General features: G+C 37.8%; 13 protein-coding genes. 4 read left to right on the top strand and 9 right to left on the bottom strand.

The window, feature by feature from the left end:
- Positions 1–72: 72 nt before the first annotated feature.
- The 5 genes from FJR06_RS12700 to FJR06_RS12680 all read right to left on the bottom strand — a co-directional run bounded on the left by FJR06_RS12700 (position 73) and on the right by FJR06_RS12680 (position 4,365).
- Entirely contained in the window at positions 73–513 is a 441-nt protein-coding gene (locus FJR06_RS12700; protein ID WP_015080608.1) for a DUF4332 domain-containing protein, read from the bottom strand.
- A 316-nt stretch (positions 514–829) separates the two neighbouring features.
- The gene (locus FJR06_RS12695; RefSeq protein ID WP_015080607.1) at positions 830–1,630 is read right to left on the bottom strand and encodes a PhzF family phenazine biosynthesis protein; all 801 of its coding nucleotides are present in this window, start codon (positions 1,628–1,630) and stop codon (positions 830–832) included.
- A gap of 17 nt (positions 1,631–1,647) precedes the next feature.
- Positions 1,648–2,472 (bottom strand): DUF2887 domain-containing protein, encoded by an 825-nt coding sequence (locus FJR06_RS12690; RefSeq protein ID WP_015080606.1) that lies wholly within the window; start codon positions 2,470–2,472, stop codon positions 1,648–1,650.
- Positions 2,472–4,094, bottom strand: coding sequence for a radical SAM protein (locus FJR06_RS12685; protein ID WP_015080605.1), 1,623 nt, complete (start codon positions 4,092–4,094; stop codon positions 2,472–2,474). The genes FJR06_RS12690 and FJR06_RS12685 overlap by 1 nt, the downstream gene beginning before the upstream one ends.
- A 16-nt stretch (positions 4,095–4,110) precedes the next feature.
- On the bottom strand, positions 4,111–4,365 hold the full coding sequence (locus tag FJR06_RS12680; RefSeq protein WP_015080604.1) for a SemiSWEET transporter: 255 nt from the start codon (positions 4,363–4,365) through the stop codon (positions 4,111–4,113).
- 266 nt (positions 4,366–4,631) lie between these two features.
- Here FJR06_RS12680 and FJR06_RS12675 point away from each other — a divergent pair, with 266 nt between their 5' ends.
- Positions 4,632–4,793, top strand: a complete 162-nt coding sequence (locus FJR06_RS12675; protein WP_254434427.1) for a hypothetical protein — start codon at positions 4,632–4,634, stop codon at positions 4,791–4,793.
- Positions 4,794–4,798: 5 nt separating this feature from the next.
- Here FJR06_RS12675 and radC read toward each other — a convergent pair whose 3' ends face one another.
- The 3 genes from radC to FJR06_RS12660 all read right to left on the bottom strand — a co-directional run bounded on the left by radC (position 4,799) and on the right by FJR06_RS12660 (position 8,956).
- Positions 4,799–5,530, bottom strand: a complete 732-nt coding sequence (radC, locus tag FJR06_RS12670; RefSeq protein ID WP_015080602.1) for a DNA repair protein RadC — start codon at positions 5,528–5,530, stop codon at positions 4,799–4,801.
- A 246-nt stretch (positions 5,531–5,776) separates the two neighbouring features.
- Positions 5,777–6,715, bottom strand: a complete 939-nt coding sequence (locus tag FJR06_RS12665) for a phosphoribulokinase (RefSeq protein WP_168651559.1) — start codon at positions 6,713–6,715, stop codon at positions 5,777–5,779.
- A gap of 117 nt (positions 6,716–6,832) precedes the next feature.
- Positions 6,833–8,956 carry an NACHT domain-containing NTPase gene (locus tag FJR06_RS12660; RefSeq protein WP_168651558.1) on the bottom strand — a complete coding sequence of 708 codons (2,124 nt, stop codon included), beginning with the start codon at positions 8,954–8,956 and terminating at the stop codon, positions 6,833–6,835.
- Positions 8,957–9,249: 293 nt separating this feature from the next.
- Here FJR06_RS12660 and FJR06_RS12655 point away from each other — a divergent pair, with 293 nt between their 5' ends.
- The 3 genes from FJR06_RS12655 to FJR06_RS12645 all read left to right on the top strand — a co-directional run bounded on the left by FJR06_RS12655 (position 9,250) and on the right by FJR06_RS12645 (position 10,546).
- Positions 9,250–9,912, top strand: coding sequence for a class I SAM-dependent methyltransferase (locus tag FJR06_RS12655; protein ID WP_168651557.1), 663 nt, complete (start codon positions 9,250–9,252; stop codon positions 9,910–9,912).
- 90 nt (positions 9,913–10,002) lie between these two features.
- Entirely contained in the window at positions 10,003–10,221 is a 219-nt protein-coding gene (locus tag FJR06_RS12650) for a DUF433 domain-containing protein (protein ID WP_168651556.1), read from the top strand.
- 1 nt (position 10,222) lies between these two features.
- Positions 10,223–10,546: a DUF5615 family PIN-like protein gene (locus FJR06_RS12645; protein WP_015080597.1), complete on the top strand. Its 324-nt coding sequence runs from the start codon at positions 10,223–10,225 to the stop codon at positions 10,544–10,546.
- 95 nt (positions 10,547–10,641) lie between these two features.
- Here FJR06_RS12645 and FJR06_RS12640 read toward each other — a convergent pair whose 3' ends face one another.
- Entirely contained in the window at positions 10,642–11,991 is a 1,350-nt protein-coding gene (locus FJR06_RS12640) for a (Fe-S)-binding protein (protein WP_168651555.1), read from the bottom strand.
- Positions 11,992–12,017: the final 26 nt, after the last annotated feature.

Genomic DNA, 12,017 nt, shown 5'->3' with positions numbered 1-12,017 from the left:
GGGCGAAGCATTTGGAGAACTATTTTTGACAATGACCGATAATTTATCTTCCAAATGCTTCGCCCCTACTGACTAATTACCCATTGCTTGCGCTTGATGACTCCACTGTTGGACTAATTCAACTGCTGGACACAAATCCCGGTTATGCAATGTTGCTACTTGCAAACGCATAACTTGTCTATGTAATCTGTGAGTCGGAGTTTGGGCTAATTGGGCTATGGAAATAACCCCAGAGTGAAGCAATATACCGCAATACTGAGTTCCTACACTGGGAACACGGGCTAAACCTGCCAAAACAACCCATTTATTCACAGAATGGATATTTACCTGTAATTTACCCGCTAATACTATTCTCTCTTCTGGAGTTTTTCCTCTATTAATTAATTCTTCTGTGGTATTAATGCCACAATTCTTTAATTGAGCTTGATCTTCTGCACTCAATCCTGGTAAATCTTTTACAGGCCAATCTGATTTTTGAAGTAAATTTCTATTAGCTGCACGGTTAATGGTCATTTTTTGAGTTTTTAGTATGGGTTAATTTATGTAAAAATTCAGTATTTACAGGGATTTCTCCTTCTGAACTCTAACATTTTTATCAAATCACCATCCCTCTTTAGGACGGTATTACTAACATTATCACCTATAAAAAATGGAAACCTCAATTTATTTACTGCTCAACTTCCTGCATTAAAGGAGGTTCACCGTCAATAATGCCCGATAAGTGTCATCTGAAATCTAAAAATTTAATTACAAATATTAACTTAATCCTTGTCTACTAAGATCTCCGACTTCTTTAAGAAGTCGGGGATCTGCGGGATATCATATATTCTTAACCTATAGTTAATTTTCCTTGGATTACTGTTACAGCTTGTCCAGATATAAAGACGCGGTTTGCTCCAGGATAGTACACTTTGACTACTCCACCCCGACTAGAAGCTTGATAGGCTAAAAATTCATCTTTTCCCAATTTATCCCGCCAAAATGGGGCTAAACAACAATGTGCCGCACCTGTTACCGGATCTTCATTAATCCCTAAAGTGGGGGCAAAAAAGCGGGAGACAAAATCATATTCCGAGTCAGAATCAGCAATGCTAGTAACGATAATATCAGCCTTAGTGAGAGTTTTCATTTGTTGGAAATTCGGCTGCATTTCTCTGATTAATTGCTCAGATTCTACTTCTACTAAATAGCCGAGAGAATTTTGGACAACAGATTTACAATTCACTCCTAAAACTTGACTTAATTCTGGAGGTGATTCTACAGCTTGAGAAAGATTCACCGGAAAATCTAACTGAATCCAATCATTTTCTAGTTTCGCTGCAAGTACACCACTTTTTGTATAAAAACGCGCTTCTTGATTTGGTAATAAATGCCCTTGTGACCATAATACATGAGCGCTGGCCAAGGTAGCGTGTCCACACAGGGGAACTTCTACTGTCGGAGTGAACCAGCGCAAATTGAAACCGTCATCTTGTTTAATTAAAAAAGCGGTTTCTGATAAGTTCATCTCCTGAGCGATATTTTGCATCCATGCTTCAGATTGTGGACTATCTAAAACACATACAGCCGCAGGATTTCCTTTGAATGGAGTATTAGTGAAAGCGTCTACTTGAGTAATAATTTGGGTCATTTGTAAACTATCTAAATCTATGATTCTGTGTGAGATTTTAGCCATTGTTCCAGGTCGCTAATTTCTCCAAAATCTAATAATGCTTCTCCCAGGTCTTCTAGCTGTGCTATTGTCAAGCTGTTGATGCTTTTGATATACGCATCTCCCAATTTTCCAAATCTTTTAGATAACTGACGCAGCAGTAAGTTTTTCTCACCTTCCTCCTTTGCCTCTTGATATACCCTTGTTTGCTTAATATCACTCACTAAAAACATGGCTTCTATCTCCTGACGACTTAATTGTGAAAACTTTGACATCAAAACACTTTCCAGTAATTCTATAATACCTTGTCTTTCACTATCATTGCTAACTTCTGTCTTTGTTCTTGTCATCAAGTTTTTCACCAATTCCTGTGATTGGTTTTCTTTACTGACAATTAATTCAATTAATCCCATCCCTATTGACCCTGATGGTATTTCATCTAAATAAATTCGTTTGATTCGACCACTATTGACTAATTCTTGTTGGTAATTAGTTAATTTCTCTACATCCAAACTCCGTTTCGCAAATAAAGCTACCGCTTGCCAATCTTGTTCGGGTTTATATTGATTAAGATAAATATTTATCTCTGTAATTAATTCCCAGTAAAACTCTGGTTTGTTTTGAAATTGCACCTCGACAAAATAAATGGGTTTTTCTTCACTATTTGGCATAAATATCCCATCAAATCGAAAGGCTTTTTCTTTGACTTCTACCGAAGTAAAATGATAACCTGCCGCATTTTCTGGGGGTTGTCCCAGTAGTTCAAATAATAGAGTATGGAAGGTGAGGAAGATTTGGTAGAATATGGTATCTGTGTGCATTATTTATGATTTAATTCTGAGTTAGTAGCTTCTGCTAAATGTTTAATTAGTGTAGACTGAGGTAATGGTCCATGCAAGTGATTCCAAGGTAGAATTTTCTCAGTTGACCAATTACTATGAACATAAAAATCTAAGTCGGGAATTTGTCCTTTTAGTTGTTTAAAAGCCCGTTTGTAACTTCCCAAAGAGTCACCAAAATCGCGGGTTAATTCTAATAATGGAGAAAGTCGGCGATCGCCTCTCGACAACAAAGCCTGTATAATTGACCAATTATAGCTTTCTGGTCGAAATTCTATGCCTTGGGGTTTAATTTGCTTTTGTAATAACTGTAACCGCTTTTCTGCTTGCTTATTAACCCCAAACCATTGAAATGGTGTATGTGACTTGGGTACAAATGTGCTACAGCCCAACGTTAACCGTAAACCAGGCGCAGCTTTTTTGACACTTTGCATCATTTTTACAGTTGCGTCTATATCTTCTGCTTCTTCCCCAGGAATTCCCACCATTCCATAGAGTTTTAAACTAGACAAACCACCAGCTTTTGCATTGATAGCTGCTTGGATAATTTCATCATTATCCAATTTTTTATTGACAATTTTCCGCACTTTTTCCGAACCACTTTCGACAGCAATTGTTAATGATCTTGTATCGCGTTTTGCCAAAGTTTCAGCTAATTTAACTGTAACTGTATTGGTTCTCACCGACGCGACACTTAACCGGACATCATCATATTTTGGTTGACTAATATAATCTAGTAATTCTGTAAATTCTGGATGTTGAGTAACAGAAGCCCCCAACAAACCCAAACGATTTGTAACTTTTAAACCCCGTTCAATTCCCGGAATTAAAGAATTTTCTAAACTCGCAGTTCTAAAAGGCAAAGTTAAATAACTCGCTAAACAAAAGCGGCACATTTCGGGACAACTTCGCACCACTTCCACCATATAAATATTTTCCCAAGCAGCTTTTTCTGTGACAACAGTAGAAGCAGAAAGAGTATTTCCTCGATAAGTTTGCTTTTGGATAATTGGCGGAATTTCCGATGAAATAGGATTAATTGATTTTATTTCCCCATCTGGTGTGATATATTCAATTACATATAAACTAGGAATATAAATTCCCGGAACTTGGGCTAAAGTTCTTAACTGAGTTTCTCTATCAGCATTTCTGACTTTTTTATAAGTATCTATAAAATCACCCAGCAGATTTTCACCATCTCCCAATAAAATCACATCAAAAAACTCCGCATAAGGTTCAGGGTTAGCCGTTAAAACTGGTCCACCACCAAAAATTAAAGGATGATTTTGATTGCGAGAATTAGCCCGAATCGGAATTTCTAAAGATTCCAAAAGATTAAAAATATTCACATAATCTAATTCCCAAGACATAGAAAAACCTAATAATTCTGGATGTCTAGGAAGTTGTTCCCGAATATCAGTAAATAAGCGACTTACCTGCAAATCCTCACGCATAGCCAGAGTCGCCCATACCACCTGATAACCCAGACTAGTTATCCCCACCGTATACTCATTAGGAAAGGCGAAAATTACGGGAATAGCATCGTGATTGGGGGTTGCGGGCGTAAACAGAAGGCGTTCAGAGTTAAATACAGATGATGTCACAGTTTTTTTAGTAGAGTTATCTATATTTAATTTTAAGCCATAGAATAATCAAGTTAAAACATAATGTCACCGCGTTGGCGAGAATAACTGGGAAAGCACCGAGGATAATCCCATAGACTAACCACAGAAACAAACCACTCATGAAGACAATGAGCATCACATAAGAAACATCTTTCGCTGATTTTGTGCGCCATATTTGCAACATTTGCGGTAAAAAGGCAATAGTGGTTAATCCACCTGCAACTAATCCTAAAATGGTGATAAAATCCATGGTTAACAATACATCCTGATTTTAAATATTATACGCCATTAATTGCACATATTTAGGCAAATAGTATAAATTAACTGTTGAAAATTTTTGTGAGATCATGTTATTTGAATATTAGATTGAGAAAAAATATTATTTGTAAGTTATTGTTTTGATGATAATTTGGGCATTCTATAGGGATAGTTATCAATTGTAATCTCTAATTAGCGAGGAATTGAAGATGAAACGATACATACCCTTTTTTTATTGCCTTTATTCTCTTTATAACAGTGGGAGATAAGGTATTACCAGGTGCTTTGGGAAAATCCAGCACTCAAACCCGGATAGCTTTGAATAATTTTGCTATTGACTTATTTCCTAATATTAAGCGTACCAAAACCCCCAATACCCGCACAGAAAAAGCAGTAGAAGACCTAGAACAAAAAAGGTAGAAATATCAATCAACTTGCGGACAATCATCCCATAAAGTTGTAATTTCTCTTAAACTCTGATGAGTGCCATTACCTAAGATTAAATGATCTAAAATGGAAATAGCTAACAGTTCCGCACCGGCTAATAATTGCCGAGTCAATTCTATATCTGCTTCACTGGGTTCTAAACTCCCTGAAGGATGATTATGGGCAACTATTACCCTGGTAGCACCTTGACGAATAACTTCTCGAAAGATATCACGGGGAGAGGCTAACGTTTCCGTCGCCGTCCCAATTGTAATTACTTTTGTGCCTAATAACTTATTTTTCACATCCAATAATAATACGGCAAATCTTTCTTGATTTTGCCACATCAAGTCTTGACTCAGCACCGCAGCCGCAGCAATAGGACTATCAATTACTGTTCCGTCGGAGGGACGAGATAAAAAAGTCCGTTTACCCAATTCAATTGCAGCGAGGATAGTTGTCGCTTTTGCTGGTCCCACACCGGGAATTTCCATTAATTCAGCGGGGGAGACATTTCGTAAAGCAGCTAAGGGGTCACACTGACCTTTACCTAATTGCTGTAATATATATTGCCCTAAACCAACTGCGGATAATTTACCAGGGCCTTGTCCAGTACCCAGCAAAATAGCGATTAATTCCGCTGTAGCTAAAATCTTCGGTCCGTGAGTCATTAACCTTTCACGGGGGCGTTCATTTTCCGGTAAGTCGGCTATTCTCAGGCAATAAGTCATACCAATTGGGAATTTTGAATTGGGAATAATTGTCATAGCATTTAGCTATCAGCTATCAGCGAAAAGCAGAAATAGCAAATAGCAAAGAAGAGGGGGTATTGATTTAATTACCTGTATTTCAGATTTTAAGGCTGATTGCTGAGGACTGGGGGCTGAATGCTAACTCATTATTTATCCCTTATTTTTGGACACAATTATTCCTTTTTGACAATATCTTTAATTTTTGTAGATACTACCCGGAATTACTTACTGGTAAATTTGCGTAGCTTTGAGCATATGGTAAGTAATAATTAACTGAGTTAGAGCGAGGGGATAACTTTGCAGTGTTTCTCCAGTTGTACCCGCAATTTTACCCAATTCTGGATTACTTTCCCGATCGCACACATTATTTAAATACGGCATATCATTACACATAATCTGTTCGATTTTATTCACCTGTTCCAAAGTTGCATGACCGTCAACCTCTAAAACATCCACCGGTTTTCCCATATCTCTATCTAGTCCCAAGCGAATAGCCGACTGGGAATCACTATGACCAGCGTGAATAATTTCCGTAAAATCAGGATGAGGAATGGAAGGACGCAGCACCAAGCGCACATTTAAACGTCCATTAGTGTCATCAATCTCATCATTAGGAGGATAGAAACTGACCACAATATCTGACCATTGCCGCTGAGGACGGATATATTGTTCCGAATCTGGTTCGCGCTTATCTAACTCCGCTAATACCTGTTCTGGAGTATAACCGCGTTTTTGAGTATCCCGTTTCACCTTCCAATCAGCGCGAAGTGGTTCAGGAGGGGCAAGATAAACCTTGACATCATAAGCATCACGGGCTGCACGGGTAGAATAACCTAGTAACCCTTCAATAATCACAAATTTAGTGGGTTTGATATATTGCGGCGGTTCAAATGTGCCTGTGGAGTGGCTGTAAACCGGCTTGAGAATCGCCTGTCCTGTCCGTAGCAGCGATAAATGTTGCTGCATGATATCCAGATAGTTACAATCAGGATGGAGTGCCGTAATGCCGATTTCTGCCCGTTGTGTGCGATCGTAACGATGGTAATCGTCTGTACAGATAATAGTCACATTTTCCGGACCTAGTACCTGAGCAATCCCTCTAGTCAGGGTTGTTTTCCCCGCAGCACTATCACCCACAATACCCAGAATAATTGGACGGCTCATGAATACCCCCTCTGACGCGAGTAAGTTTATAGAATAATCTTCAATTTTAGAGGGCAAATAAGCACTTTCTTCAGAAAATCTTATCTTTGCAACATCTCTACACAAACTCCCTGGATTTTAATTACTCCCCACCAACAACATCCGCGCCTCTATTGCTTCCCATGTTGTAGGTGATACCCGCACTGCTGCTTCTTTGCATTGGATAATTAGGTGATTAGCATAGAGATAATTATTTAAATCCTTGATTTCTTCCTCAGATAAATTGATCATTTCTGGGGTAAGATTAAGACCATTGAGTAATGTTTCTCTCAATGTTTTAGCAAAAGCTTGATGTATTTCTTTTGGTTGTTTATCATCAGGTATTTTAGCTTTTAGTGCTTCTAGTTGAGTACGTAACACAGTAAAGTTGAGCTCTTGATTAAAGATTTGTAATTTTTCAATTTCACCGATGTAATCAATGGCGTAGGCGTAGGCGTTGGCGTGGGCGTTGGCGAGGGCGTTGGCGAGGGCGAGGGCGAGGGCGTTGGCGTTGGCGAGGGCGTTGGCGTTGGCGTTGGCGTTGGCGAGGACGTAGGCGTAGGCGTAGGCGTAGGCGTTGGCGTTGGCGTTGGCGAGGGCGAGGGCGAGGACGTTGGCGTGGGCGATCGCAACTGCACGTTTCCCAACTGGTTTATAATCACCTTGAGATCCTACTGTGACATTTTCCGCCCAATTTAATAAATCCTGTAATTTTCGGGTATTGATATATTTTTGTACTTCCTTTTCCATGAATAACAACAAATCATCTGTACCACCCCGCATGACTCCCGCAACTAACAAAAATACCTCTTTCCAACGTTCATCTGTCAGATGTTCAGTCACTAATTTTTCAATTAGACGATGATCATCAATATATTGGGCTGTTAGATATTCCTGTAGGGTTAAATGAGAAAAAGAAAATACATCTTCCGCCCGTTCTACTAAAATTCCTTGTTGAATTGCGATCGCATTTAAAACCGCTTCACCATTTAAATGCTGTGGTGCATTCAAATTACCCGCCAAAAAGGTTTTTATTTGGTCAACAATTTCCGATTGTGAGAAAAATAGCCGATTAGATGCAAACCCAGTATAAGCAATTTCTGAAAGTAATAACTCTTCTAATTCTGTATGCAGTCCTTGATAAATTTCATCTCGCAAAATTCGCTTTTCAGCAGCCCATTCTTCTAACAATATCCGCAACGCCTTTTTATATAAAACACTGCGATTATTAGGAAAATTCTGAGAACGGTCATATACTAAACAAAGAAAAGTCAGTAATAAAGGTGTATGTGCTAACTCTTTCGCTGCTTTGTTTTCTAGCTTTTGCAGTAATTCCCAACATTTTTCCCCCGTTTTCGCTTGTTGATCATCTTCTCCATGAAACCAATTATTAATAAATTGCTGAATTTGTGAATCATCAAAATCAGCCATAGTCACATCACTAAACCGCCGGAAGTTATTGCGGTAAGCTGCTATGCGACAGGAAGCTATAAACCGATTTTGATGATATGTATCAACAAAGTTCTGAATTTGACTGATAGTCTCATTTAGGTTTTGACTGGGAACTTCATCCAAACCATCCAATAAAATTAATAATTTACCCTGTTCTAAAGCCTTAGCTGTAAATTGATCTGGAACTGGAAATCCACAAATACGAAACTCTTCAATAATAAATTTTTCAATATCAATATCACTCGAAGCAAATCTTTTTAATTCAATAAAAACCGGAATACAATTATGTTTGAATCCTCCTTTTTCACCTTTGAGTGCTTCCATTCCCATTTTTCTTAAAAAAGTAGATTTTCCTGCACCTGGTCCCCCCAAAACCATCAAATATTGTTTTTTATTTGCAACTTCAATTCCTGCTTGTTTTGGACAATTTTGAGAATTAAACTTCCGACCTTTCCCTTGACGATATACCTCTTCTAATTGTTCAATAGATGCAAAACTACGAATAGCATTATCATTTAAAAACTGCACTGCTGTATACACAGATTCCAACTTCACAGGTTCACGCATTCCCAGAACTTTGAGAATACCGTGTCTTTCTGCATAGTTCTGTGCATATTTATTGGAAGAATTAAAAATTTTCGTTTTCGCAGCTTGATCAAAATTTTTCCCAAGCTTTTCTACTAAATCACCACCACTTCCCCAAAGAGACTGGAAAATGGGAACAGCTACACCGCTAACCGCAGCGGCTAATAAAGGTTCAAATCCTGTCATAATCCTGAAATTAGTGAATATATCTCAAAATATTATAACTTACAGCGGTTTCCGCTCTTATGAGGTACAAAGTTGAATCATGAAACTCTTGTAGTGCGGGCATACTTCGACAAGCTCAGTACAAGTCTTGCCCGCTAGATATCTACATCATAACACCGGGAAGTGCTGTAATCTTTAATCTTGAAAATGAGTCGCGTTTAAAAGAGGATTTAGGGGTTGACATTTGATTTTAAATTTGTTATCATAAAATTGATGAGGAAGAACTATCATAAAATAATTAATAAATATAAATCATGTCAAAACAGACCCTGGGTTTAGAACAAAACCTATACGATTATTTGCTTTCAGTTTCTCTACGCGAACCAACTATTTTAACCCAACTGCGTCAAGAAACCGCTCAAATGCCCAGGTCTATCATGCAAATATCTCCTGAACAGGGGCAATTTATGGCATTATTAATTAAGTTGATAGGAGCAAAAAAAACTTTAGAAGTAGGTGTATTTACTGGCTATAGTTCCTTAGTAGTAGCGTTGGCTTTACCCGCAGATGGCAAAATAGTCGCCTGTGATGTTAGTGAAGAGTATACCAGTGTAGCTCGACGTTATTGGCAAGAAGCGGGAGTAGCTGATAAAATTGACCTGCATATTGCCCCAGCATTGGAAACATTAGATAAGTTATTGACAGTGGGGGAAGCGGGGACATTTGATTTTGCGTTTATTGATGCTGATAAGGGTAACTATGATAATTATTATGAGCAATGTCTTGAATTAATTCGTCCCGGTGGATTAATTGCCATTGATAATGTGTTGTGGTCAGGTAAAGTTGCAGACACAGAAATACAGGATAATCAAACTAACAAAATTCGGGATTTGAATCACAAATTACATGAAGATTCCCGAATTACCCTGAGTTTAGTTCCCATAGCAGACGGATTAACCTTAGCTATGAAAAATTAGCCCGAATAGATAGCGCAGCGCAGGAATCACGCTTACTCCTATTTATAGCTAAACTAGGAATATAACTTGAAAATATCAAATACAATTACAATGTCCAATCATCCTTCAGTTATAAGTGTCTCTTCTGAAATTATGAGTGGTACTCCTGTTTTCACGGGAACAAGAGTTCCTATACAAACACTCTTAGATTATTTAACAGCAGGAGATTCAATAGATGATTTTTTAGATGGTTTTCCCACTGTTACTAGGGAACAAGTCATTACATTCTTAGAAGAAGCAGGAAAAGAAATGATTAACAAGGTAGCTTAAAATGAAACTGCTTCTAGATGAATGTATTGACCGCAAGTTAACTAAGGAATTTGTAGGTTATGAAATCAAAACAGTTCCCCAAATGGGATGGGCGGGAACTAAAAATGGTAAACTACTGGCTTTAGTAGAACAGGAATTTGATGTTTTTATTACGGTTGATAGAAATTTATCTTTTCAGCAAAATTTGTCTCAGTTTAATATTGCTGTAGTTGTTTTACAAGCATCTTCTAATAGATTAATTGATTTAAAACCTTTAGTTCCTAAGATTTTAGATATTTTATCTACATTAGTGAAAGGTCAAGCTGTAGTTGTTAGTCTTGAATAATAATGAACTGAAATAAGATCCCCGACTTCTTTCTGGATCTTGTAAATACATTATAAATTAATCTCAGAAGTCGGGGATCTGGATATTATAATTTTCTAGATCTCCAACTTATCACCCCGAATTGAATAATCTAATAACTCCATTGGGTGCATGACAGAAATAGTTTTCCCCTGTAAATATTTACTAATTTGCAAACTACAACCAGGATTAGGAGAAGCAATTAAATCTGCACCAGTATTGATTAAATTCTGGGCTTTTTGTTTACCTAATTCTTCCGCAACTTCCGGTTGTAACATATTATAAACCCCCGCACTACCACAACATAAAGCCGCGTCTATAGGTTCTTTTAAGGTTACACCGGGAATTTGTTTTAACAGTTGACGAGGTTGGACACTAATTTTTTGACCATGTAATAAATGACAAGCATCTTGATAAACTAAATTGATATTTTTCTCAGTCAAAGGTGAAAGTTTAGCTGTTAAACCCACATTAGCTAAAAACTCCTGTGAATCCTTAACTTTCGCGGCAAATATTTTCGCTTTTTCCGCATATTCTGGATCATCTGCTAAAATATGACCATATTCCTTCAAAGTATGACCACAACCAGCAGCATTGATAATCACAAAATCCACATTAGTATCAGCAAAACTATCAATCATTTGTCTTGCTAAAACCTTCGCTTGTTCCGTTTGTCCTTGGTGTTCAGGAAGTGCCGCACAACAACCTTGAGATTTAGGAATTACCACCTCACAACCATTTGCAGTTAAAACCCTTACCGTCGCTTCATTGACACCAGAGAAAAACAACCTTTGCACACATCCTAAAATTACACCCACCCGATATCTTTTTTCACCCTTCGCTGGGATGATATCTGGTAAATTATCCTGAAAAGATTTAAGAGTAATTTCCGGTAAAATAGATTCCATAGCTGCTAACCGGGGAGAAATAGCCTTAATTAACCCAGTTGCTTGTAATACCTGAGAAATTCCTAACTTTTGATAAACTAATAATGGAAAAAGTAAAATTCTTAAAAGATCAGGATTAGGAAACAGAGAAAAAATCAATTGTCGAACTAACTTATCAGGTAAACTGCGATTATAATTTCTTTCCACCTGATGTCTAGTAGCCGAAATCAACTTATCATACTGCACACCAGAAGGACAAGTAGAAACACAAGCTAGACAACCCAAACAAGAATCAAAATGTTCAACAGTAGCCGTATTGAGAGCAATTTCACCCTCATTAATAGCATCCATTAAATATATCCGTCCCCTGGGAGAATCCATCTCCTTACCTAATACCCGATAACTAGGACAAGTAGACAAACAAAAACCACAATGAACACAACTATCAATTAACTTAGGATCAGGTGGATGACTTCCATCAAAACCCTGCAAATTCTTAATACTAGCAGTATTATTCACCGAACCTTCCGAAACTTGCATTTATATTTCTCCCCTCTTAACCTCTG

It is taken from the genome of Dolichospermum sp. UHCC 0352 (assembly GCF_009711925.1).
Lineage (GTDB): Bacteria > Cyanobacteriota > Cyanobacteriia > Cyanobacteriales > Nostocaceae > Dolichospermum > Dolichospermum lemmermannii.
Note: the sequence above shows the minus strand (reverse complement) of the source record. Positions and strands in the feature narration are given on the sequence as shown.

Bases quoted from the DNA above. Each gene is read 5' to 3' on its own strand.
- FJR06_RS12700 (WP_015080608.1), bottom strand. From the start codon at position 513: ATGACCATTAACCGTGCAGCTAATAGAAATTTACTTCAAAAATCAGAT.
- FJR06_RS12695 (WP_015080607.1), bottom strand. From the start codon at position 1,630: ATGACCCAAATTATTACTCAAGTAGACGCTTTCACTAATACTCCATTC.
- FJR06_RS12690 (WP_015080606.1), bottom strand. From the start codon at position 2,472: ATGCACACAGATACCATATTCTACCAAATCTTCCTCACCTTCCATACT.
- FJR06_RS12680 (WP_015080604.1), bottom strand. From the start codon at position 4,365: ATGGATTTTATCACCATTTTAGGATTAGTTGCAGGTGGATTAACCACT.
- radC (WP_015080602.1), bottom strand. From the start codon at position 5,530: ATGACTTATTGCCTGAGAATAGCCGACTTACCGGAAAATGAACGCCCC.
- FJR06_RS12665 (WP_168651559.1), bottom strand. From the start codon at position 6,715: ATGAGCCGTCCAATTATTCTGGGTATTGTGGGTGATAGTGCTGCGGGG.
- FJR06_RS12660 (WP_168651558.1), bottom strand. From the start codon at position 8,956: ATGACAGGATTTGAACCTTTATTAGCCGCTGCGGTTAGCGGTGTAGCT.
- FJR06_RS12655 (WP_168651557.1), top strand. From the start codon at position 9,250: ATGTCAAAACAGACCCTGGGTTTAGAACAAAACCTATACGATTATTTG.
- FJR06_RS12650 (WP_168651556.1), top strand. From the start codon at position 10,003: ATGTCCAATCATCCTTCAGTTATAAGTGTCTCTTCTGAAATTATGAGT.
- FJR06_RS12645 (WP_015080597.1), top strand. From the start codon at position 10,223: ATGAAACTGCTTCTAGATGAATGTATTGACCGCAAGTTAACTAAGGAA.
- FJR06_RS12640 (WP_168651555.1), bottom strand. From the start codon at position 11,991: ATGCAAGTTTCGGAAGGTTCGGTGAATAATACTGCTAGTATTAAGAAT.